Origin of the sequence: Streptomyces sp. HPF1205 (genome assembly GCF_020400825.1) — a bacterium.
Classification (GTDB): domain Bacteria; phylum Actinomycetota; class Actinomycetes; order Streptomycetales; family Streptomycetaceae; genus Actinacidiphila.
The window spans coordinates 67,451-91,041 of the sequence record NZ_JAINVH010000011.1 but is presented as its reverse complement, the minus strand read 5'-3'; the positions used below and the strand labels follow the sequence as shown (position 1 = coordinate 91,041).

Annotated in this window: 15 protein-coding genes; 10 read left to right on the top strand and 5 right to left on the bottom strand. The window is 65.4% G+C overall.

Features of this window, described 5'->3' with window-relative positions:
* The first annotated feature begins 126 nt into the window (after window positions 1-126).
* A complete protein-coding gene (locus tag K7G61_RS15045; protein ID WP_225847322.1) occupies window positions 127-1,137 on the top strand; it encodes a hypothetical protein in 1,011 nt (336 codons plus the stop codon).
* Window positions 1,138-1,382: 245 nt separating this feature from the next.
* The gene (locus K7G61_RS15040; protein ID WP_225847321.1) at window positions 1,383-2,234 is read left to right on the top strand and encodes a hypothetical protein; all 852 of its coding nucleotides are present in this window, start codon (window positions 1,383-1,385) and stop codon (window positions 2,232-2,234) included.
* A gap of 103 nt (window positions 2,235-2,337) precedes the next feature.
* Here the strand turns inward: K7G61_RS15040 and K7G61_RS15035 are convergent, their stop codons facing one another.
* The 5 genes from K7G61_RS15035 to K7G61_RS15015 all read right to left on the bottom strand — a co-directional run bounded on the left by K7G61_RS15035 (window position 2,338) and on the right by K7G61_RS15015 (window position 8,549).
* A complete protein-coding gene (locus tag K7G61_RS15035) occupies window positions 2,338-3,243 on the bottom strand; it encodes a phosphoadenosine phosphosulfate reductase (protein ID WP_225847320.1) in 906 nt (301 codons plus the stop codon).
* Window positions 3,244-3,367: 124 nt separating this feature from the next.
* Window positions 3,368-4,018 carry a hypothetical protein gene (locus K7G61_RS15030; protein WP_225847319.1) on the bottom strand — a complete coding sequence of 217 codons (651 nt, stop codon included), beginning with the start codon at window positions 4,016-4,018 and terminating at the stop codon, window positions 3,368-3,370.
* A 147-nt stretch (window positions 4,019-4,165) separates the two neighbouring features.
* The gene (locus K7G61_RS15025) at window positions 4,166-5,077 is read right to left on the bottom strand and encodes a phospholipase D family protein (protein ID WP_225847318.1); all 912 of its coding nucleotides are present in this window, start codon (window positions 5,075-5,077) and stop codon (window positions 4,166-4,168) included.
* Complete coding sequence (locus tag K7G61_RS15020; protein ID WP_225847317.1) at window positions 5,074-6,933, bottom strand: ATP-binding protein; 1,860 nt, start codon at window positions 6,931-6,933, stop codon at window positions 5,074-5,076. Before K7G61_RS15020 ends, K7G61_RS15025 begins: the two co-directional genes overlap by 4 nt.
* On the bottom strand, window positions 6,930-8,549 hold the full coding sequence (locus K7G61_RS15015) for a DEAD/DEAH box helicase (protein WP_225847316.1): 1,620 nt from the start codon (window positions 8,547-8,549) through the stop codon (window positions 6,930-6,932). The genes K7G61_RS15020 and K7G61_RS15015 overlap by 4 nt, the downstream gene beginning before the upstream one ends.
* Window positions 8,550-8,977: 428 nt before the next feature.
* Here K7G61_RS15015 and K7G61_RS15010 point away from each other — a divergent pair, with 428 nt between their 5' ends.
* From K7G61_RS15010 to K7G61_RS14975, 8 genes are all read left to right on the top strand, one after another.
* On the top strand, window positions 8,978-10,135 hold the full coding sequence (locus tag K7G61_RS15010; protein WP_225847315.1) for a cysteine desulfurase family protein: 1,158 nt from the start codon (window positions 8,978-8,980) through the stop codon (window positions 10,133-10,135).
* Window positions 10,136-10,202: 67 nt separating this feature from the next.
* A complete protein-coding gene (locus K7G61_RS15005) occupies window positions 10,203-11,315 on the top strand; it encodes a DUF4007 family protein (protein WP_225847314.1) in 1,113 nt (370 codons plus the stop codon).
* Window positions 11,312-14,893, top strand: a complete 3,582-nt coding sequence (locus tag K7G61_RS15000) for an ATP-binding protein (RefSeq protein WP_225847313.1) — start codon at window positions 11,312-11,314, stop codon at window positions 14,891-14,893. Before K7G61_RS15005 ends, K7G61_RS15000 begins: the two co-directional genes overlap by 4 nt.
* Window positions 14,890-15,726, top strand: coding sequence for a phosphoadenosine phosphosulfate reductase family protein (locus tag K7G61_RS14995; protein WP_225847312.1), 837 nt, complete (start codon window positions 14,890-14,892; stop codon window positions 15,724-15,726). Before K7G61_RS15000 ends, K7G61_RS14995 begins: the two co-directional genes overlap by 4 nt.
* 239 nt (window positions 15,727-15,965) lie before the next feature.
* Window positions 15,966-16,478, top strand: a complete 513-nt coding sequence (locus tag K7G61_RS14990; RefSeq protein ID WP_225847311.1) for a hypothetical protein — start codon at window positions 15,966-15,968, stop codon at window positions 16,476-16,478.
* 32 nt (window positions 16,479-16,510) lie between these two features.
* Window positions 16,511-17,821 (top strand): DNA sulfur modification protein DndB, encoded by a 1,311-nt coding sequence (locus K7G61_RS14985; protein ID WP_225847310.1) that lies wholly within the window; start codon window positions 16,511-16,513, stop codon window positions 17,819-17,821.
* Between the two features lie 146 nt (window positions 17,822-17,967).
* Window positions 17,968-20,223, top strand: coding sequence for a hypothetical protein (locus tag K7G61_RS14980; RefSeq protein ID WP_225847309.1), 2,256 nt, complete (start codon window positions 17,968-17,970; stop codon window positions 20,221-20,223).
* A 750-nt stretch (window positions 20,224-20,973) separates the two neighbouring features.
* Window positions 20,974-23,505 (top strand): hypothetical protein, encoded by a 2,532-nt coding sequence (locus K7G61_RS14975; protein ID WP_225847308.1) that lies wholly within the window; start codon window positions 20,974-20,976, stop codon window positions 23,503-23,505.
* Window positions 23,506-23,591: the final 86 nt, after the last annotated feature.

Below are 23,591 nucleotides of genomic sequence, written 5' to 3'. Positions count from 1 at the left end.
GCCAGCCTAGATCCGGTTCCGCTTCTGCACCGAGTCCCTACCGCCGCGCCCTTCATCTCGGGGGTGCCACCCTGTGTGTTCGAATTCTGTTCGAGTAGAGTGAGGTGGAGCAGGGAGGTGGTCTGCGTGACGGCAACCGGGCGGGAGGCGGCCATGGGCTCGCACGTGCTGCACGTACGGTGCCGCCCCGGCACCAGCGAACCGGACTACCGGGCGCTGCTCGCCCTGATCTGCGAGATCTCGCCGACGCTGCAGGTCCTGCCGCCCTCGGCCGCCCTGGTCGATGTCGCCGGCGCCCTGCGCTACTGGGATGCAAGCCCCTACGACCTCGCCCAGCGCATCCGGGTCCGCGCGCTGGCCCACCTCGGTATCGACGTACGGGTCGGCGCCGGCCCGAACTGGACCATCGCCGCGATGGCCTCCAAGGGGCCTCTGCCGGTGACCCTCGTCCCCGCCACCCACGAACACGTCCGCGCATTCCTCGACCCGCTGCCGGTCGGCATGCTGCACGGCATCGGCCCCGTCCAGGCCGAACGGCTCACCTCGTTCGGCCTGCACACCGTCGGCCTGCTGGCCACGACCCCCGAGTCGACCGTGCAGCGCATCCTCGGCGGCCGGGCTGGCCGTCTGCTCCGGGACCGGGCACGGGGCATCGACCCGCGCACCGTGACCCCGACTGCCCTGCCGTCCTCGACCCGTGAACGCCGCACCTTCGACTGGGACACCCTCGACCCCGAAACGGTCCGGACCGCGCTCCTGGAGTGCGCGGTCGCCCTCGGCGCCCGGCTGCGCACCCGCCAGCAGACAGCCGGCGCCCTCACGCTGGAAGTCGCCCTCGCCGGCGGCTCCACCATCACCCGCACCCGGCAACTGCCCGAGCCTTCCGCCCACACCGACGACCTGCGCACCAGCGCGTACCAAATGTTCCAGGCCCTGCACCTGCAGCGCGCCCGCATCCGCGGGACCACCCTCACCGCGGACCGGCTCGCCCCGGCCGGGACCGCGGGCGGCCAGATCAGCCTGGACCGGGCACGAGAGAACCGGCTGCGCGCCGAACCCGTGATCGACCGGCTCAACGCCAGGTTCGGCCCCGGTGCGGTACGCCCCGCATCCCTGGCGTGGCGGAAGGCCGGCTGACAACACCGCTTCGGCGTCACAGGCGGCGGCCGACGCTGCTGCGGCAGTGGAACATCGCCTGCGGTGGCGCCCCCCTGCGCCTACCTGGCTATTGCACAGCTTCTCCCTCACGGCGCCCGTCCGCAAGCCAGACACCCCCCTGGTGGAGAGCTCCACTGAGCAGGTGCAGGTGCACCCTAAGGGGGGCTGCCTGCAGGACGCGCAATCAACTCCCAGTGTCAGTGAGACGTGAGACGCTCCCGCCCATGACGATGACTCAGGCGGAGGGTGCCTGCTTGCCCTCGTACCGCACGTTGCCGACGCTTGCACTGGCCGCCCCAGAGGATCACATCCGTGAGCTCACTGACTGGGTGGAACACGCGTCTTTCGTCCGCGGAGGAACGATCGAGCAGGCAGGGTGGCACAACGCTTACAAGTGGTTGAGGCTTGGCCAGGGGTTGCGCTCTGTGAGCTTCGACATGACGTACGACGACGGGGGGATGTGCGCGGTCGGCGACGACTTCGACGCCGTCTGGTCGGAGATGATGCAGGAGTGGCAGCTGCACCTGGTGCGGCTCAGTTACGTTCGGGCTGCACTTCAAGGATTCGCCCGGGTGCTGTGCTCAGACGGCTCGCAGCCCGCTGCGGCCATAGAGAAGGCTGAGCGGCAGCTGTCTCAAAAGGCCGAGGCATGGCCCCTGCACGCACGCGAAGTCATCGAACACCTCGCGACCCACGACCGGGCCCAGGCTGAACGCGCCGATGTATCTGTGGCGTCGGGCGTGGCCCGGGCGATCGAGATGCACCGGCAGGCAGTGCACGGACTTGCTGGCGTTCCGGAGCCGGCCGACCACGCGGACATGGGGATCTTCCCGGCTGGCCACGACGAGATTTGCGCTGCCAGGGAGGCGTCGGCGACTTTGATGCTGGGCATCCAGATGCTGCTGGCGGCGGCGGTGGACGAGGGAAGTGTCGCCGTCCTCGACGAGGACAAATACCTCTTCGATGGCCGGTGGGTCCCTGAGCCTGCCGGTAGCAAGCGGCGGGTGGATGAAGAGATGCCCTACAGCGAGTACCTTGCCGTTCTGCACCTTGAGCCGGGGGAACCCGAGTTCTGACCAGCGTCACCCGCCCCGTCAGTCAGTTCCTGCGCCGGCTGGCAGGAGCGAAGCAGAGGGGACCGAAGTCGGCCTTCGGCCCCCTCCTGGCCCGTACTGGGGGTCAGGTCATGCACCAGCCGGAGTCGCAGGAGCCATCCGCCTCGTCGATGGTGCTACCTGTCAAGTCGTCACCAGGGATGGCCTGTGCGAGTGGACGGCCGTACCTAGTGAGATATACGGCGTCCCGCCCGAGCGTCGCCCGGCGCTTGTTGATTGTTTCCTCCAGTTGCACCGAAAGGGAGAAAAGTTCGGGTTCGTACTTGCGCTGGTGTCGCCACGCGTCGACGGTGCGGAAGGGACAGAAGAAGCAGGAACTCTTCGGCGGCACCGGCAGGCCGGCGTCGGTGATGACGCGCTCGCAATCGCTTCTTCGGAGTCCGAGGTCGAGTAGGGGGTATTCGATGAGCTCGTGGGGCTCGCGCCGGCGTCGGTTAGCACGATGGATCTCGTCGAGCGATATACCGATTCCCACCACAGCCGGGTGGTCGGTGGTAGCTCCGTGGTTTCGGAGCCACCGCCCGATTACCTTGATCTTGAAGTCGGCCGTGCAGTTCCGCCGTCCTGGAGCTCCGTTAGGCATGCGCACAGGGATGGGGATCGAGCGTGTGTCCGGCCGGTTCAGGCTTTGCATAAGTGTTTCGGTAGTCCCGTCGCGCCGACGCCGCTTGAGTTCGTGCACCTCGATTCCCGCGCGGACAGCATAGGGGAAAGCGATTTTGCGGATATAGGCGAGCGTAGCGGGATGCTCGCTATCGTCCCCTACGTTGGCGAATAGGAAGGTGTGAAAGTCGATTTCTCCCCGGGCGGCCAGCACGAGCAGTGCTGTTGACTGGACGCCGCCACCGTAGGAGATGACTTTGGTGGAGTTGCTGCTTGGCTGCTGTTTGGGATCGACGGTAACGGCTTCAGGTGATGAATGAGTTGGTTCGGCGTGGCGGGCTCCAGTGGCATGCGGCAAGGTCGGCATGTGAGAGATTATATAGATGAGAACGAGTCTCATCAAGTGTTTATATCATCGCCGTCGGCGAACACAGCGGTGAGCCCAGTTGGGCCGGTCCGGTGGGACTGTGTCGGGTGGCTGACAACGTGAGCTAACGCTGAGGCTTGATGATGACGGAATAGCCTTGGGCCAGAACGGACGTGAGGAACTCGGCGGCTGCAGTGTGGTCGGCGCTGGTGAAGGCCCGTGCGGCAGGCAACGGTTGTCGCGTTGGGCGGCGCGCGGAAAGGGGACTGGCCCTGCGTCCGCGAGGTCTCTGGGGAGCGCGCTGGCCCTCACGGAGCAGCTCAATCTGGGACGAGACCGTGGCTCGCTGGCGCTGCCGCGCATCCTCCAGGATGGTCTCCAGCAGCCACAGCGGAGAGCCGGAGAGCACCAGATCGGCTTCGGCGATCTGGTGGCGGTTACGCCATCGGGAGATCGTCTGCCGGTCACAGGAGAGGACGTGGGCCACCTCCTGGATGCCCAGGATCGTGGGGAGTTGCCACCTGTCCTCGGTCTCGTGGCCATGAGGGATGCTGGCCTTATAGGCGGCCAGCCGGTCTGGGGCCATCTGGCGATCGCCTACTCCACCGAGTCGCAGTACCGTGGCCAACAGCCAGTAGGGATTCCCGGAAGCCAGCAGATCCGGCTCGGGCAACGTGCCCTCGGTTCGCCACTTCTGCGATGTCTGTCGCTCGATCCCGAAGAGAGCCGCGATCTCCGCGTGACCGAGCAGATACGGCACGCGTCCCGCTGCCATACTCTCTACCCATTCTGTCGTCGCAGTGGTTGGCGATGGTCTCACGCCGAGCGAGGCGTTCTAAGGTACCGCGCGCGTGGCGCGACTATTGGAGCCCCCTGAGTCGCTTACCGAGCGGCGTCCGCGGTCACGCCGCCTCTCAGGCCGTCAGATGATCTGCTTCCCCTGTCTGATCTCCCATGGTCCCGTCGGTACGAAGTGGACCTCGTCGAAGTACCGCAGCCACTCGGCGATGGTCTCGACGGTGCGCTGAGCCTGCTCCTCTGTGAAGGCGCCGCTCGTGACTAGCTCGTCCTTCGTGTCATCCAGGCGTAGACGGCCAGCTGTGTTCAGGTTGCGGAGTTCTGGCAGTTGGTGGAGGCGGTCGCGGATGGCCGACCTGAACTCCTGCTCGGAGAGGCCGGGCGAGACGTCGAGCTCGACAAGATCACGGAGTACACCGGCGAGGACGTCTTTGCCGATGTTGCGGTGGCGTCCGCAGTAGACCCGATACAGGCGTTCCGGGCGTCGTGTCTCGGGCATCCAGCGGCCGGCCCGGGTTTGCTGCCCGGGGATCACTACTCGGGGCGCGTCCTCGTCATCCTTGAGAAGCTCGGCCTGCTCACGCAGTTGCCGTGCTAGATCGAGCGTTGCTGGCACCGCATGGCGATCGATTGTGTCGAGCACTCGCCGCACTTCTGGATGCGCGATGTCCGTCTCCATGAGCAGCTCGATGTTGGCCCCGGAGACGAGACCGGTCGCCTTACCGGTGAGGTTGGCCGAGCCGACCAGACAACGGGTGTCAGCGGCATATAGCTTGGCGTGCAGGTTATGGCACAGCCGTACCCGGACCCGTCCGTCCTCGACGGCGAGTTGCATGATCTCGGGGTCCGAGACGCCGGCGGCAATCTCCGTGATGGACCACCGGGTCACACAACTTATGTCGGTGACGCTGGCGGGGACGGCCTCAAGCACTGCCTGAAACAGGTTCTTCTTGACGAAGGGGGCGACAAGGACGACACGCCGGCTCGCTGTTCGCAGCAGCTGCGCGATTTGCTGCCATACGTGATCGTCCGTCACTCGTCATCCTCGTCATCGGGCGCGAGGAACTCACGGGCGATACGGCCCCAGTCCTGCCGCATCTGCTTGGCTCGAGCGCGCGGCCGGTCAGGCTGCTCGTCCTCATAGCGGGCCCACGACAGCAGCAGGAGCTTGAAGGCGTTGGCAGCGGCGACGAGCCGCTCACCGAGCTCTTCCCGGCTGGCGTCCTCGAGGTCCTGGTCGAGCACTGCGATGAGATCGCTGTAGGCAGGGTGGTCCATATTGAGCGAGACCTGCAACACGCCAGGGATGAATTCGACGTTGAAGAATGCGGGAGAATCGGGATTCCGACTGGTCAGAAGCTGGACATGGCGGTTGTTAGCCTTGGTTTCCGCGATGATGCGCTCGGCGTCGGCTGGAGTGTACTTGTGGACGTTGACGAGGCTTTCCAGCTGCTGCTGCTGGCTCTCTTCCTCGGTAGTCTGCTCCGCAAGCTGGTCGGTAAAGCTTGGCTGGGTTTCCTCTCGCCGGCGCCGCAGGGCATGCTCAGCCTTAGCCTCGACCTCCTCGTGCCGCTTGCGATTGGACCTGGTGCCACGGGTTTGATCGGCCAGCTGCGCGCGTAGGCTGCCCAGCAGCTTTTCGCGGATATAGTAGACGATCTCGATCAGAGGAAGACGGCGGTCGCCCTCTTCGCGGAGCTGGTCGCGGAATTCTTCGAACGACAGCCCTGCTGCCTCCTCCTTCCAGTCGAAGTTGGACAGACTGGAGAAAATCAAGGCTGCCTGCTTGTTGTTCGTTACGCCGAACACCTCGTCGAGTTGCGGTGGGAAGTCGATTTCGACACCCCACCACCGCTCGACTGGATCGTAGGAGCTGGTCCAGGACGAGTCGAGGTCGAGTTCGCGGTCCGCCCGGATGAGCGAGATGCCCAAGTTCTTCGCGGCGTGTTTACCCCATTCGGTCCTACCCGGGTCGAGAGTGGGTGAGATGTCCTTGGGCCACTCTTCGTTGGGAATATCGGGGCGCCGCGCCGCGTCGACAGCAAGGGATGCTCGGACCAAGACCGGGTACTCTGCGCCGTCCATGCCCTTGACCATGAACCGCTCGACGCCGATCTCGCCAGCGTTGCCGCCACCGTGGGGGCGGAACATCGGTTTGCTGTCGAACGGGCGTGGAGTGGAACTGGGCGCCATGAGGTAGAGAGGATCGTTGGGACGTGCGTCGCGTTCCCCGTCGAGCGGGAACCATCCCCGTACGGGCACGAGTCGGATGCGAGTTCCCTTGGTGATCAGCCGTCGATAGATTCGACCGATCAGACTCTCGGTGTTGACGAGCGTGGCTTGAGCTCCGCGCCATTGCACGCGCTCGAGCTGGGTCCACTGCACGAGGGTGCCTGTGGGGCCGAGAGCGTGCGCCAGGCGCTGCCAGTCTTCCGGAACCGGCTTGGGCTTTGGCTCGGGCACCTCTTCGAGGCCAGCGCGCAGTTCCGCAAGATCGAGATAGGTGTGCAATGCGTTGTCGGGCCCGTTGGTCCAGGACCAGACATCCACTCGATCGCATTGAGAAATACTGGAGTTGGGGAGACCCACCCCGAAGCGCCCGATACCTTTGCGGAGTTGTCGCGTTCCGGCGCCGAACCGCAGGGACTGCCTGAGTGTCTCAGGGTCCATTCCATGACCGTTGTCGATGACGGCTATAGTCTCCACGCGGTGCCGCGCACGCTCGGAGGGCCGGTCCGTTCCCTCGACGACAAACAGTTCCACCAGGTCTGCGCCGGCTTCGATGCCGTTGTCGATCAGCTCGGCGATGGCGTGTGCGGTTGATTTGTAGCCGCTGTCCTGGAGAGCTTTGACCGTCAGGTCGGAGGTGACGATCGAGTATTTGGATGTCATCGGGCCTTCCAGACGTCTTCCCAGTTCGTGAACGCTTCCGCCACGTCTCCGAAACCGGGGAGCTCCGGGTCGACGACGGTGACAATTTCGCAAGTTGGTGTGCCGCCCGCCTTGGGCCCCCGGATGACGCGGCCCACCATCTGGCTATAGAGCACTAGTGAACGGGTGGGGCGAGCGATGACTGCGGCGCTGGCGGCTGGTGCATCAAACCCGGTTGTGAGTACGCCGAAATTGGAAAGGACCATGGGCCGCGTCCCTGGCCCTTTGAAACGGCTGATTACTCGGTCTCGGTGACGGGTTGATGACTCGGCTGTGACTTGGTCCGCGTCCACGCCGAGCATGGACAAGATCGCGGTGATCAGTCGACTGTGCTCTACGGAAGCGGCGAACAGCAGGATGCGCCGGTGCTGTGCAGCCAAGTCGAGGATGGTTCGGACGACTTGCAGGTTCCACTGCACGCTCTCGGTGAGCCGATCGATGAACATGTCGGGGATGTCGAACGATGCCGCGAGATGTCTGCGGTCCTGTGCGTTGAGCTTCATGCCGGACTCTGCCGCGACGGTGCGGAAGGTCGGGCGGGCCAGATATCCCTGCTCGATGAGGGCAGTTACCGGGTTGTCGTACCCACCGATCTCCAGCATGACCTTCTGGTGGGCGAAGAGGTCCGCGAGCCTCTCGTCCTCGGCGATGTCAGTCCACGTGCGACCGGGCGTGGCTGTCAGGCCCAGCAGACTGGAGTCGCTCCGCAGCGTCAGTGCGTCCAGGACCCGACGGTAGGTGGGCGCGATCGCCTGATGCGTTTCGTCGAAGACGGTCAGGGTTGTCCGCAAGGCCAGGCGGTCCAAGAAGGTGTGATCGGCTTTCGCTGCGGCGCCAGCCTTGTCGAGGCCCAGGATAACGACGCCGTCAATGACGTCATCCAAGGAGGTTGGGGCGTCGCCCCACATCCGTATGGCTACGACCTCCCTGTTACCGAGGGCAGCCCAGGCGCGTTCGAACTCCAGGGCCGCCTGCTCAAGTAGCTCTCGGCCTCGTGCTAGCCAGACGACCACCGTCGGTTCGCTGTGCCGCAGATGATCACAGACCAGGTTCATGGCGGTGCGGGTCTTACCGCCTCCGGTAGGCAGGTGGAGCACCGTCCGCCGTTCGCCGGAGTACAGCAGGCGGCGCGCTTTGCTCGCTGCGGTTCGCTGGTGGGGGAAGAGGCCGTAGGCCGACTCCACACGCCGGAGGGAGGACACGGGGGCCTCGGGGGCCCGGTCGACCACCAGGCCGAGGAAGCCGTGGAAGACTCTGCGTTGCTCGGAGGACCAGGATAGGCGCGCCAGGAAGGCGGCCGTCGGAGTGCTGCCGGCGCGACCGAGTCGTCCTGCAAGCTCTTCCCGCTTCTCTGGCGGCAGCAGTCGTAGCAGATGTGCGCGTTCGACGGGATCAGCTACGAGCCGTTTGGCAGAGACGGCGGAGGCGGCCACTGCGCGAAGAGTGTCATCGTCTACTTTGCCCCCCTCCAGCAGCTCCAGCAGCTCACACACGTGCTCGCCCACCAAGTGCCGCACGTAATCGATCGGTGCCAGGTCGAGGATGGCCCGGAACGGCATACCAGGCGAATCGATCACGTCGCCCCCTGCCGTACGCCCGGCTGCAAGAGGCACCCCACCCGAGCGAAGTGCAACCGTCCTACCCTCCCCATGACGCCAGCGCGTTCGACTCCTCACCTGCATACGCGGTGGCAGCCGAGTTAACCCTAGACCGCCCCACAGCCAACGCGGGCTGCTACGGCTGATTTCGGCTCCGTCCCAGCGGCGTTCCGCCCGCTGCGTGAGGAGTAGGGGTAGACCCGCGTGTCGAATGCATGTTCGTATTTGGTGTAATGCGCTCGCGGCGTGCCGAAGCTCGGCTTTGGTCTCCTGTGTCTCCCGGGACGGCTAGGATCTCAGTGCACTCCTGGCGGAACGAGAAGCTCCGACGAGCGAGGGCACCAGGAATGAGCTTAGGTCCGTTGCACGAGGGGGCACATATGGCGGAGCAGGCCACAGGGGCCAGCGTGATCTACCTCGACTACAACGCCACCGCGCCACTGCGCCCGGAAGCACTCGACGCTGTGCTCGCGGCACTCGGGAGCGTCGGCAATGCCTCCAGCATGCATCACGCCGGGCGTGACGCCGCCACTCGGGTAGACGCGGCGCGCCGGCAGCTCGCCTCGCTTCTCAACTGCTCCGCTGGGGAGATCATCTTCACGTCTGGTGCAACAGAGGCCAACAATCTCGCCCTTCGTGCTGCATACGCTCGCGGTGGTGTACTGGTGACCACTGCGGTAGAGCATCCGGCGGTGCTCGAGGTGGCCCGGGCGATTACTCAAGAAGCCCCCGGTGCCCTCGTGATCCTTCCGGTGGATGGTGACGGCGTTGTCGACTTGGCCAAGCTGGACCAAGCGCTTGAAGGCGCTGGTGAGCGCGGAGTCGCCCTGGTCTCGGTCATGCTCGCGAACAACGAGACCGGGGTCCTCACCGACCTGCAGGCCGTCATCAAGGTCGCGCACGCGGCCGGGGCAGTGGTGCACACCGATGCCACGCAGTACGTGGGCCGGCTGCCGATCGACCTCGATGAACTGGATGTCGACCTGCTCTCCTTGTCCGCGCACAAGTTCGGTGGGCCGCAGGGCGTAGGTGCCCTGTTCGTTCGTCGCGGCCTGTCGCTGCCGTACAACCCCCTCCTGATCGGCGGAGGACAGGAACGCGGCTGGCGTGCGGGCACGCTCAATGTCGCAGGCATCGTCGGACTCGGAGCAGCAGCCGAAGCCGCCCGTCTGAAAATGCATGACGAGGCTGTAAGGGTCACCGCGCTCCGCGACGAGCTGGAGGCCAACCTGTCGGCCCGACTGCCGGACTGCCGGATCAATGGCGCCGATGTGCCCCGGCTCCCGGGTGTGATAAGCATCACTTTCCCGGGCTTGCCCGCCGATGCCGTGCTGGCCGCAATGCCTGGCATCGCGGCCTCCGACGGCAGTGCCTGCGCTTCGGGAGCACCGAGTCCGAGTCATGTCCTGCTCGCCATGGGCCGCAGCCGTGAGGAGGCGGATTCCACCGTCCGCTTCTCGCTCGGTTATGCCACCACCGACCGAGACGTTGAGCAAGCCGTTGAAGCCGTCGTGGGTGCAGTCGCAAAGATCCGCTCGGTGATGGCTGCCGACGCCGAACCGTAAGCCGTGCCCGGCGGCGCTGACCTCCTGCTCCCCGTGAGCTCCATGCATCTGGAAAGGCTCCCAACACATGTCCGATAGCGGGCTTGCCGAGGCCGTTGACCTCTCCTTCAACCGACATGAGACCTTCGCCCCGCGGTTCGGCTGGTTGCACAAGGCTTACATGCAGGTCAAAGACACGCCTGGCGTCTTCTACCGGGAGGACGCGCCTGTTCTGCTCGGCGTCGGCAAGAACATGGTCAACGCGATGCGCTACTGGTCGCGCGCCTTCAAGCTGACCAAAGAGTATGCCCACAGCGATCCCTCGGCCCGTGCCCTTCTGTCCGCGCCAACCTGGCGAGCGCGGTGGCTGCTCGACGAGGACGGTGCCGACCCCTACCTGGAGGACACAGGAAGTCTGTGGCTGCTGCATTGGTGGCTGTTGTCATCCGAGTCCGAAGCAAAGTGCCAGGTGCCGAGCTGGTACATCATCTTCAACCTCGCCGCGCGCTCGCGTGCGACCGCGGAGGAGATGGAAAGCGTCATCACGCGCTACGTCAACGAGAACTTCGCGGCGCCTAGGCGTCCTGCGGCGGAATCCATCAAGCGTGACGTCGACTGCATCATCAAGATGTACGCGCAGGACCTAGAGGCCAACCCTCTGTCACCCGGCAGCTTCGAAGACCAGCTGATGTCGCCCTTCAAGGAACTTGGCCTGCTGGAAGGCCGGGGCAGGGGGAAGGAACGCACGTGGCGCTTCACCAGCGGTACCCGTTCGAACCTGCCCGCGGCAGTCCTCGTCTACGCCTGCCTGGACTACGCTTCGCGCCTCGCCACGCAGGCAGGTCAGATCTCTCTTGCGCGGCTCGCTGGTGAGACGGGGTCTCCTGGCCGGGCATTCCGCATGAGGGAGCCGGAGCTGACCAAGGCCATCGAAGGACTGGTGGGCGGCCACCCGGATCTTCAGATCGTTGAAGCACTCGGTCAACGCAGTCTCGCGTATGCCAAACCGCCTCAGGAACTGGCCTGGGATGTTCTGGATGAGTATTACGGCCGTGTCAGGGAACGTGACGGCTTTCCCACCCCGCAGGAGTGGATGCGCAAGCATCCGGGGCTCGCCGGTACCGCGCCCAAGAAAGCACGCAAGCCGGCTCCTCGCCAGGTCGAGGAGTTCGAACTGAGTGAGGAGAGCATCGGATCATGACCGAGAACCGTGCCCAGCTTCCGGCAGGCATCGCCTTGGTCGGATCCGAACTGCGGTCCACCAACCTCGAACGCGATGTGCGTGAACGCCACCTCAACGCTCCCTACGTCGGAGCACGCGCTCTTGACGTCCTCGAACGCCTCGCGAACGCGTTGGAGGACCCGCGACGTACTCGCGCATGGTCGTTCACCGGCCCTTACGGCTCGGGCAAATCAACCTTGTCGAACCTCATCGACGCTCTCCTCGGGCACGACAAGACCCGCCGAGCTGAGGCGGACAAGGCGGTGGCCGCAAGCAACCCGCACACCGCGGTACGCCTGAGTCAGGTGCGTGATCAGGTCGCGGAAAGAGGATTCCTCGGCGCGGTCGCCACCGCAAGCCGCGAGCCGCTTGCGGCGACCATCCACCGCGCCCTGCGGACCGCCGCCGAGCGCCGGTGGAAGACGCGCCTTCCCAAGGCCATCGCTCAAGCATTCGCCGCATGTGCCGAAAGCGCGGTGCCGACAGCCGAGAGCCTCATCGACGCCGTCGCCGCGCTGTGCGATACCGCCCCAGTGCTGCTGATCATCGACGAGTTCGGCAAGACGCTGGAATACCTCGCGGCTGCCGGAGACACAGGTGACGCCGACAGCGACGTGTTCCTGCTGCAGATGCTCGCGGAGAAGGGCGCCGGCCCCTCGGGACTGCCGCTGTTCATGCTCACCCTGCAGCACTTGGCCTTCACGGACTACGCGGCTCGCTCCAGCAGCGTGCAGACTCAGGAATGGGCCAAGGTCCAGGGCCGCTTCGAGGACATCACCTTCGGTCCCAACCTGGGCGACGCCGTCCACCTGATGCGCCGGCGCCTCGACCTCAGCCAGGTCACCGGACGCGGCCGCACGCTCATCCAGGCCCAGGCACAAGCTGCGGCAGACGCCTGGATGCTGCGCGGACTCAACGCTGTGGTCGACGTCTCCCCGCAGATGTTCGCCGACCTGTACCCGCTCCACCCCCTAACCATCGTCGCCGCACCTCTCATCGCCGCTCAAATCGGACAGCACGACCGCAGCCTCACGGGGTTCCTCGCGAGCGATGAACCCCACACGGTGCGTCGGACCTTGGAGGCGCTCGCCTCGAAGACGCCAGAGCGTGCCTCCACCATCCGCCTGCCTCAGCTGTACGACTACTTCTTCGCGTCCGGCCGCACCACCATCCTGGCCTCTTCCAAGGCAAGCCGCTGGCTGGAGATCGACATGCGGCTCAGCGAGGCGCACGGGCTCGCGTCCGAGGAGCAGGACATCCTCAAGACGATCGGCATTCTCAACCTCATCGACGCCGACGGACTGCTGCGAGCCACACCCTCCATGATCCACCTGGCGCTGCAGGACCCCACAGACGTCTCTGACTCCGAGCGTTACACCGCCCTGCAAGAGCGTCTCGGCAAGCTCGTCGAGGACGGATTCGTCGTCCACCGCGAGTACAGCAACGAGTACCGGGTCTGGCAGGGCACCGATGTCGACATCGAGGCACGGGTCAAGGAGAACGCCACCCGTGTCAAGCCGGCCGACGTCGTGGCATATCTCGGCAAGCACCTCGGTGCAGTGCTTCCCGACGCGGTGGTGGCCGGCAAGCACAGCCAGCAGACGGGCATGCTCCGCTACTTCGTCGCGGACGTCAGCCCCAGAAGCGAGAAGATCGACGGACCCGAGGTCGTCAAGGACGCGGCGGACGGCCTCATCCTTTTCCACCTCGGCCCACTCGACACGCTGCCGGCTGTCAACTCGCCCCTACCCGCACTCGTCGGCACGACCGAGCATCCCGAGCGCGTCCTGCAGGCAGGCATCGAGCTCGTGGCACTCGAAGAACTCCTCGACGACGACACGATCGACCATGTCGCCTCCCGAGAGATCACCGAGCGCGCTGCAGAGATCTCACAGAGCCTCGGAACCATGCTCGACGAGGCATTCAACCCGCGAAGCCCGCACTCCACCTGGCGCCTGTGGCACGTAGGCACAGCGGCCGGAAACACCCCCGACGCGCTCATCGAGGCCCGCAGCTACTCCAGCCTCGTCTCCCAGGCATGCGAGCGCGTCTACCCCTTCACCCCCCACATCCGCAACGAGATGGCCGGCCGCCACCAGCTCACCAGCAACGGCGCCCGAGCACGCCGCGAGCTGCTCACCGCGATGATCCAGCGCTCCGGCCTCCCCCTCCTCGGATTCGATGAGAAGGGCTACTCGGCAGAGCGCGCCATGTACCACGGCGTTGTCGAGTACCTGGGCCTGCATCGCTTTGCCGGAGAAGCCAGCAGTGGAGGCACAGCGGAGAGCATCCTCACCCACGGCATCGCACGGCCGGACCCGGAGGAGAACTCCAGCGTCATGGCCGCCTGGGATGCCCTCGACACCGCACTGACCGGCGCCAAGCGGCCCACGCCCATCGTCGACATCTACCACCAGCTCATGGCGCCGCCCTATGGGGTCAAGGCAGGCGTCGTGCCCACCCTCGTGGTCGCGGCTCTCATCCTGCGCGCAGAAGACATCGCCCTGTTCGAGGACGGGAACTACTGCCCGCGCCTGACCCCGGAAATCGTCGAGCGGCTCAATGTCCCCTATCCCGACCGCTTCACTGTCAAGGCAGTGCCGGTCGGCCGCGGACAGCGCCGTGTCGTGGTCAACGCTCTAGCCAAATCTCTCAAGGTTGACGTTCCACGGTCGCGTGCGACGCGCAACCCGCTCCTCCTCGCGGTCACACGCACCGTCCTGGAGCGCGTGATGGTCCTCGACCCTTACACCAGGCAGACGAGGAGGCTCAGCGACCAGGCCCTGGCGATCCGCGGCCTCCTGTCGCGTGCAACCGACCCGGACGAGCTGATCTTCACCTCTCTTCCCAAGGCGCTCGGGTATCCCGCGATCAGCGCGGACACGCCCAAGGACGAGCAGACCGCTCAGGCGTATGTGGACGCACTCACCAGGGCACTTGACGACCTCACTGGTGCGGCCGGCGCCCTGCGCCGCGAAGTCGCTGCGACGCTCGGCACGGAATTCCGTCTCCCCGCCACTGTCCGGGAGTTGAGGGCCGGCCTTACCGAGAGACTGCGCGGCTTCGCCGACGCTCCGTTGGAACTTAGCCTGCAAGGCTTCGTCTCCCGGGCCCTGAACGGGAATCTTCCGGACGAGGACTGGCTTGACCCCATCGTGATCCGCCTTGCGAACAGAGCCCTGGGAGACTGGACGGACGCCGATGCCGAGAGCTTCCCGCGCAAAGTCAAGGAGGTGGCCCGCGCCCTCGACCGCGTCGGACACCTCTACGACGTACGCCAGACCCCCGTGGTCGACCAGGAAGCGGCACCGTCGGCGCAGCAGATCGAGACTCGCCTTCTGACGCTCACCACTCCGCAGGGCACCGAGGAACGCGCCCTCATCCATGTTCCCAAGCAGTCCCGCCAGACAGCCGACGAACTCGTTGTCAGTGTCATCAGGCAGGCTGAAGATGCACTGGGTCCCGACGGAGCCCGCATCCTGCTCGCCGCCCTGGCTGAACGCCTTGCGGCGTCAGACAGCGACTCCGTGCTCGCTAGGAAGGAAGGAATGCTGTGAGTTCCAGCGACAACTCCGGCAGCAACAAGCGCCACGTGCTCGGCCTGTCCGGGGGCAAGGACTCCTCCGCCCTCGCGATCTACATGCGGGACCGCGTCCCAGACATGGAGTACTTCTTCTGCGACACCGGCGCCGAACTACCTGAGACGTACGAATACCTCAACCGACTTGAGGCGGCCCTCGGCAAGCCCATCGTGCGCCTCAACGCCAGCCGAGACTTCGATCACTGGCTCGAGGTCTACCAGGGCACCCTTCCCAGCCCTCAGATGCGATGGTGCACAAAGAACCTCAAGATCAAGCCCTTGGAGGAGTGGGTCGGCGACGACGAGGTGATCTCGTACGTCGCCATCCGCGCCGACGAGAACCGCCTCGGCTACGTCAGCACCAAGCCCAACATCACCGCAGTCTTCCCCTTCCGCGAGGACGGTATCGACCGCGCCGGCGTCGACCGGATCCTCGATGAAGCTGGCATCGGCCTGCCCGCCTACTACGAGTGGCGCACCCGCTCCGGCTGCTACTTCTGCTTCTTCCAGCGCAAGCACGAATGGGTGGGCCTCCGCGACCGCCACCCGGACCTGTTTGAGAAGGCCATAGCCTACGAGGAGAAGGTCAACTACCGGCACACCGCGATGCAGGACCGGCAGTACACATGGTCCCAGGGCGAGTCCCTGCACGAACTCATCGCCCGCCGAGAGGAGATCGAAGCCAAGCACCAGGCCGCCCTCGAACGGGCCGCGAAGCGAGTCAGGCCGAACCGACCCCTGCTGGAGGTCCTCGCTGACGCCCACGACGCGGACGACGACCAAGCAGGCTGCGCAGTCTGCCACCTGTAGCACTGGCGGCAACGCCCTTGAAGGCCCTTGGTGCGCGACGTCCCATCACGCACCAAGGGCCGACTTTCTGCCTCCGGGCGGCACTTGTCAGAGGCTCATGCGAGGATGCTTCCCGTGATCCTCAAGCCCCACCGGAACCAGCTTGCCGCATGACGACGCCTGAGCCCCTCTTACGCTCCGTCATCCGCCACAGCGTCGAGAGCAGCCCTGCCCTCGACATCCAGCTAGGGATAGCTCCGATGCTGGACGTCACAGCCCACAAGGTGCTGCAGGACGACCTGAGGGCGGAGGCATCGCCATGGGAAACGCACGTCGCGGCTGAGAGCCTGACCGATGTCCTTCCCGAACAACCCGGCCTGTACATGTTCGTATGGCGGCCTTCCATTCGGCTCGCCATGGCCGACGACTCCGAGAGCAGCTTCCATCAAGTGCTCTACATCGGACAGGCCGGCGGATCCGGCCAGGGCGGCAACACGATCCGGAACCGATTCAAGGGGTACCGGAAACACCTGCGCGGCGACCCTGAGGCCCTGTGGACGCAGGAACCACCCACGACCAGGGCCGCAAGGCTGACTCACTACCTGGCTCTGCGCCCGCTGGAGTTCTGGTTCGCCACAGTCGCGGACCGCTCCAAGATCAGGAACTTGGAAAGTCGCCTGATCAACCTGTACAACCCGCCGCTCAATAGCCAGAACCGTCCACGGTTGCGCGCGCGCATCAGTACCATCCCGCGCCCTGCCCTTCGGCCCTGACTTTTCCTGTCCAGCCCGATCGAGGTACTCCCATGCCGTCCAAGACATTCGTCCCTGCCTTTGAAGCCAAGGTGGGCAACTGGACCTACTACTCCTGCCTCATGAGCTACGCTCAGGTGGCGCGAGAGATCAACTTTGCCCACGAACTCGGCGGTAACCGCGATCTCGGCACCATGATTCAGCGCGGGGTCGGCGACCGCACTGGGCAGATCACCGAATACCTGCTCACCAACGAGAACCGATTCCTCGGCGCGATCATCGTCGCCGTCTGGGGCGGAAACGCCAACTATCTCCCGCTTGAGATGGACTCCGATGCCGAGAATCAGGCCGTGCTTGCCGGCATCGACCGAAACTTCGGCGTTCTCACTTTCGATGGCACGCAGCAGTTCTTTGCACTCGATGGCCAGCACCGCCTCAAAGCCATCAAGGACGCGGTCAAGCGAAACCCCGACCTCGGCGCCGAGGACATCAATGTGATCGTCGTGCCGCACTTCGACACGCCCGAAGGCCGTCAGCGCACTCGGCGCCTGTTCACCAACATCAACCGCAACGCCAAGAGCACCAGCGCCCAGGAGAACATCGCCCTCGATGAGGACGACAGCTTTGCCATCCTCACCCGGCGCCTCTTGGACGACCACCCCTTCCTGAGCAAGGACAAGGTCGTCCTCGTCTTCAGCAAGGTCGGCGACGAAGGAAAGATCGTTCTCGCGCAGCGCTCGATCAGCCAGGGGAGCTCCGCTTGGAGCACCATCGGTGTCCTCTACGACATCGTCAAGGAAATCGGCTTCGATCTGCCCTGCACAGCCGACCAGTCGAAGCAGCGCGTCGCCGACGAGCTGCTCGACCAGAGCTACGAGATCCTGGCCAGCCGGCTCGACGATCTCCTCGACGCCTGCGGCAACCTGCGCCAGCGCTACTCCGCCGCTCAGGCACCAAAAGACGTTCGGGCTCCAAAGGGGCGTGAAGGCTCAGGCCACCCCCTCATGCGCCCGGCCGTCCAGGCGACCGTCGCCAAGGTCGTCCGCCACATCCTTGAGCAGGACCTGCTCGGGTGGGAAGACATCATGAAGCGGCTCAGCAGCCTGGACTGGCGCATGGTGGCGGCACCGTTCTCTGCCATGTGGATCGACACCCCAGATGGCCGGACCAACGGCAAGATGGCCAGCGGCAAAGACTACCTGGAGCTCCTGTACACCCTCCTCGTCGTCCACCTGGCCCCGCGGACGAAGGCTCAGGTGTCCAGGGCGCTGCGGACATACGGGGACCTCAAGAAGGAAAAGTACCCTGTTGCCGTGGACGACCTGGTCGCCCTCATCTCTGGCGGTGCCGACTCGGGTCAGTGACTGTGCCCACCTGGCGCCCAGTCGCACGGGCATCAGGGTTCGTTGGCAGGGCCGGGCGCTGTCTCCTCGGCGCGCCGCCCCAATTGGACACGGCAACTCCCAGTCGGCATAGGCTTTCTCAGCGTCACATCGCCAGAGGGGGACTGATGACCGTTTCGGAAGACCATGGTGCTGCTCCAGCGCAGGACGCCTCCGTCCTGTTCGGCCACGTCCTTGCTGCACTGCTGCGGCACCACACGAGCGAGGCGCCCACGGTCGTTACCGTGGGCGCCGAGAAGCTCCAGCAAGTTCTTCCGGCTACTGCAGACTGGCCCGTCGAACATGACAAGGAATGGGACGCTCTGCCGGCCCGCATCAACAACCTCCTACCCGTAGGGCCCGTGCTCCTCCTCCCATCCATTGCAGACTTGCTCGGCTCTACCCGCGTCCCCCACGGCTCGGCTGCCATCTCGGTCGCCGACTTGTTCGAGACTGCCGTGGCAGGCATAGAGGCCCATCCCGACCAGGGCCCTTTGACGATGCTGCTGCCGGCGAAGTTCCTCACTTCCAAGAACAGGCGGCCAACACGCTTCCGGCACGCGCTTACCCGCCAATGGCAACCCGCTTTCATCCTGTACTCCACGGGAGCGCTTGGAAGTGTCCATCGGTCTGGTGAGGTGGCAGCCGTCCTGCTCCGCCCGAACACCACTCAGGCCAAAAGGAGCCAATTCTTCCGGGTGCCGAGAACCGGCGACGAGAAAGTCATCAAGGACGACCTGGGGAATCTCCTGCAACTGCCCGAGGGGAGAACGGAATACGGCTATGTCGCACACAGCGCTGCACCAGCGGATGAAGGATGGCCCTACGTCGGCGATGGATTGCCAGCGCAGTCTCCGGGACTACAGGGCACTATTGCAGACCCGTCATCGCCCAGCGATCTGACCATCTCCTCGGTCTTCAACGTCACCCGAGGGTTTTCTGGCCGGCCAGGTGACCTCTGCGAGGCGCATGCTCCGCGTGGCGCGCGACTACTGCGAGGGCGCGACATCAAGGAGGACGGAACGATAGCTGAGCCGGATGACGAGGGTGACCTGTGGTACTCCGACATCCCGGAGCGTTACCATTTGCGGGCAGGAGACGTGCTGATGCGGGACGCTTTCCTGCCCGGCCGGGCAGGGGCAGCCGTGGTCAGGCAGCAGGATCTGCCTGTGGCGGCGGGCAACAACACCGTTGTTCTGCGGCCGGTCGCCACACTCAACCCGGAGCATATGCGCCTTATCCTGGCCTTCCTGCGGTCGTCGGCTGTTGAGCGCGCGTCGCCGAGCCTCGGTGGCCTGTTGCATCTGCGCAGGCAGGATCTGGAGTCTCTTGCGCTACCGCGGCCGGACGAAGCACTGGCTACCGCCTTGGAGGATCTGGACACGGCGGGGCGGCAGCTGGGCCGCTGGAGTGCTGAAGCTGGCAGGCTGGCTAGATCCGTGTTCACCGACGCTCGGGATACTGAACACGCCCGGCAACGGATTATCGAAGGAGGGCAGATTCTGCGGTTGCGAGCCGAGACGGCCGTCCAGCTCGACGACTTCGGGTACATCGTCCGCACCCGTTTCCCCTACCCTATTGCGTTGCGATGGCGCGAGATCGAAGCAAAGAAGAGCGCCGGCGACTTCGGGCCCGCCTACGATTCCGTGCTCGATGCAACCGAGATCCTCTTCTGCTATTCCGCCCTCCTCACCGTGGCCTTCGCTCACGGCGCCGCCCTCGACCTCTCCTCTGTGACGGCCCTCCGCGACAAGCTCGCCAACAACCGTGGCGGTCCTGGGCTTGGAGAATGGACTGAAATACTCCAGGAAATATCCAGCAAGAAGAAGCGCCGCGGCTTGGGTGAGGACCATCCGCTGCACGAACTGAGCTCGGTGCTTGCCGACGAAGAAGTCAAGGCCGCCCGACAGCGGCACTCGGGGCGCCGCAACAACCAGGCCCACCTGCGCCGTGCTGACTCAGTGGAACTGCCCCAAGCGCTGAAGGAGTCGTTCGCCGACCTTTCCATGCTACTCAGCCGGACGCGCTTCTTGGCTGACTGGCCACTCATCGAGATCACCTCCGTGACGTGGGATGCCTTCCGCAGCCAGGCCAACGTCGGCTTCAGACGACTCATGGGCGATCACCCTGTGGTGCCTACGGACCACATGCGGCATCCCAGTAGCGCGCTGGAGACCGGCAGCCTTTATCTGATTGACCACAGCCACCAGCTGCACCTACTCCGCCCCTACCTCACGGGGCGGATCTGCCCTATTTGCCGCACCTGGTCCACATTCCACGCCGACAAAGTGGACAATGAACTCGTGTTGAAGAGCTTGGAACATGGCCACTGCGTGGCTGATTCCACAGTCGCGGAACCGCTACGCCACGTTGGCTTGCTGTAGAACTCCCTCGGGGGGCGAGCGCTGCTGTGTGTCGGCATCGGCAAGGGCAACCGGACCATCGCGGGAACTGGCCCACCGCCTGGAACACCGTGTACGGGCAGGGCAGGCATCGTAGCCTCGTCGTGCTTCCGGAATGGGCCCGCATGATGAACCCGCAGGCCGTTTTGTTGAAGGCCGAATGGCCCTGGTGGCGGCCACTGGGTCGCGCGGGTGATGCTGGTCTCTTCCAGACCGACGCGGACCTCCTATGTCCATCGCCGCTGCGCTCTGCGAGCGCCACTTGATCGGTCCACCTCATGTTTCCGGGCGGCGTCGCTGCCAGCAGGGGGCCTTGACCAGCCCGCGCTTGTTATCACGAGTCGGTGTTCACTACCTCAACTCCTGTAGCGGGAAGCGGAGTCACAGGGAATCCCACCCCTTCGAGTGAACACCTCGCGAGCGAAGCGGCATGCGAAGGCTCGTTGATGGCAGAGTCCCTCTTGCACGTCGGTGGCCCTTCACCGGCGTCCGCCTCATGCCGCCGTCGGCGGAGCAGGAAACCAGTCGCGAAATCCCCGGGCCCACAGTGCCCCTTCGGGTTGATCCCTCTGCGGACGTTGGCAGTTGGACCGTACGAAGCGGAACAACCAGGCAGCCAAGGCTGTCCCTGTCTGTTTTGCTGCCGCGAGGTTCCGCCTCAGGCGCGTGTGACGCGCCCGGAAGGCGGGTGCGTGTTGTCACCCAGCATATAGCTGGGAGAAGGAAAATCCTGTGGCAGTCAAACGGCCTGACGGCACCTACGTCTACATCGGCACCGATGCCTGGGGCGAGAAACTCGCGGACGCCGTCGAGAACACCTGCGAGCAGGAGGGCGTGATTCCGCCCCCGCGCTCTGCGATTACGGAGGGGCTCGCGACCGCCCTCGGCGACACCGAGATCAAAAAGATCGTCGTCACCATGCGCAACAAGAAGGTGCTTTCCTCTTCTGCCTATCGTGTGGTTCAGTCGGGTTACGACCGAGTTCTCCTGCTCATTTGCGATGTCCACGGCGCCGCCACGGTTCCGTGGGACCTCAACGACCGCACCGTCAGCGCGTGGACCCCGCCCAGTCCGGAAGCCACCCAGCGTGTCGTCGAACTCGTAGCTGCCGAAGCCGAGTCGGACAGTGCGGAGAAGGCCAGGAAGCTCGCCGAGAAGGAGCGCGATCTGCGGCGCCGGGCGCCCGGTGACGACCCGCATGCCGCCGCGGCCCTCGCGGCGGCGGAGGAGAAGCACGCCCAGGCCACCAAGCGAGTGCGGGAGGCCGAGCGCGCCAAGGCAGCCTTGCTCGCTGCACTCGGTCAGCGCCGGCCACGCCCGGTGGTCCGCGCGGCAGAGGAGAACGGAGAGTCCAAGGCTGCTCTCATCCTGGCCGAGCAGCCGTACGACGTCGCCGTTCACATTCACCGCTATGCTGTGGAAAACCTGCGGCGTTCCGGTAAAACCCGCGGCTACGACCTGGTGGAGGCCCTGGTGGCCGCCGGCCAGCTGACGCGGGGTATGAGTGTCCTGCAGCAGTGGCAGGTCACCAACACCGACGGCAGCACCTCCCGGCTGTGGCGGATGGCCGCCGTGACCGCCAATAACCGTGCCTTGGCCCGACTTGACATCTTCAGCCTGCGTTCGGAGTACCTGGTCACTGGAATGCCTCAGTCCGCCGTGCCGCTGACTAAGGGTCCTAACGACCCCGCCGTACTGCTGCTGAACCAGCGCGAGATCCTCAACCGCGTCTCGCACAACTTCAACGAGGCCAGCGCCCGGGAAACGACAGGACCTGACGACAAGTCCATGCGGGCGATGAAGATCGCCACGGTGCCGACCGAGATCGTCATCGGCTGCAGCAATCCGGCCGCCCTGGAACATGTACTGCGGGCGCTGAACATCAATGACCACCTGCGCGGAATCCAGCCGTACGACGAGGACGCCCGCCTGATCTCCCTCTTCGCCACGCTCGTCGACGCCTACGCCAAAGAGGGCAAGCTCGGCCCGATCCTGGCCGAGGCATTCCCCACTGCCCAGGGAGTGGATCTGCTCGACCTGAACGGCGTGCGCGACGCGCTGACCGCCAACGGCCCTCTCGATCCGCTGGCTCCCCTGCTGCCGGTGGACGAAAAGGTCTCACCGGTCGCCCTGCGGGACATCGCCATCCGGGCCACCACCACGCTCGTCTTTCCAGACGTGCCCCCTGCCGGTCCGCAGACGGGCAAAGGCCAGCACCGGCAGACCGGACCCTACTGGCCCGTCGTGAGGGCCGCCCTGCAGGAAGCTCCCTGGAGCCAGGTCCGTGCCAAGACCGCCGAAAGCCGTACCCGGCTCTGGTCGGCCGCCGTTGCACAGTTGTTCCTGCACCGCGCCAACATCCTCTCAGCGATCGGCCTGTTCGGCACGACCGAGGTCAAGGAGGGCTCCGGCCAGGATCCCAGGCCGCTCAAGGAACTGCTCCTCGGGGCTAAGGCCGGAGACGCCACCGCGTGGGCCACATTGGTGAGGCGGATGACCCCCGCACTGATCCATGCCCCCGAACCGCTGATCACCCCGGGCCAGGGCAGCGAGGCCGGAGACGGACGCAAGGGCGTGCGCCGTACCCCGACGAACGCTCTGGCGGCACTGACGCTCGCCTACACCGAGAAAGTACCGGGCGTCAGCAGAGAGCTCCTGCTCGCCTTCACCCGGGCCGTGCTGGAGCACCCGGATGCGACACAGGCGCCCGAGGCACCCGACGGTGACCGGCCGGTCTGCTACGCAGAAAGGCTCTGGCCAGAGGAGGACCGCACCCCGATTGTGCCGGGCATGGTGCTCGCTCCGGACATCAACGGCGATGTCACTTCCTTCGTCGCCGACAAGGAATGGTTCGACCACCTCTTCCCAACGGATCTGGGCCGTGCCTCCCGGACTGGCGGTTCCGCTGGCGACACCGGCGATGCAGGTGAAGATTCCGAAAGCACTGACGGGGAAGACGACGCCACGACCGTGCACGGGCAGGTTCCGCCGGCCGACCCACGCGACCGTCTGGCTGAACTCCGCGGGGAGCTGCCAGCCCGGATCGAGCTGGCAGAAGGCATCTACCAGCGAGCGGTCGAGGCGGCCAAGGCCCTCCTAACGGACTTCGACGAAGCAAGCCGCCTGCGTGCCCAGCTGGGTGAAGACCCTCTGCCCGCCGACCAGCGCATCCAGTGGATGGAACGTCTGGCGTCGGCCCGTGGGACCGCGCAGGACAGTGTGACGGTGCTGAGCCAGGTGGAAGCCCTGATCCTGCAGATGTAGGGCCTGCACCTGCTGCTCGAACTCTCACTCGACGGCCCCGCGGGGGAAAGCTCCTGACAGAGCCTCCGCGGGGCCGCGCCGGGGGC

Excerpts from the sequence above, each read along its gene's own strand:
- K7G61_RS15040 (WP_225847321.1), top strand. The coding sequence starts at position 1,383 with ATGACGATGACTCAGGCGGAGGGTGCCTGCTTGCCCTCGTACCGCACG.
- K7G61_RS15035 (WP_225847320.1), bottom strand. The coding sequence starts at position 3,243 with ATGCCGACCTTGCCGCATGCCACTGGAGCCCGCCACGCCGAACCAACT.
- K7G61_RS15030 (WP_225847319.1), bottom strand. The coding sequence starts at position 4,018 with ATGGCAGCGGGACGCGTGCCGTATCTGCTCGGTCACGCGGAGATCGCG.
- K7G61_RS15020 (WP_225847317.1), bottom strand. The coding sequence starts at position 6,933 with ATGACATCCAAATACTCGATCGTCACCTCCGACCTGACGGTCAAAGCT.
- K7G61_RS15005 (WP_225847314.1), top strand. The coding sequence starts at position 10,203 with ATGTCCGATAGCGGGCTTGCCGAGGCCGTTGACCTCTCCTTCAACCGA.
- K7G61_RS15000 (WP_225847313.1), top strand. The coding sequence starts at position 11,312 with ATGACCGAGAACCGTGCCCAGCTTCCGGCAGGCATCGCCTTGGTCGGA.
- K7G61_RS14990 (WP_225847311.1), top strand. The coding sequence starts at position 15,966 with ATGCTGGACGTCACAGCCCACAAGGTGCTGCAGGACGACCTGAGGGCG.
- K7G61_RS14985 (WP_225847310.1), top strand. The coding sequence starts at position 16,511 with ATGCCGTCCAAGACATTCGTCCCTGCCTTTGAAGCCAAGGTGGGCAAC.
- K7G61_RS14980 (WP_225847309.1), top strand. The coding sequence starts at position 17,968 with ATGACCGTTTCGGAAGACCATGGTGCTGCTCCAGCGCAGGACGCCTCC.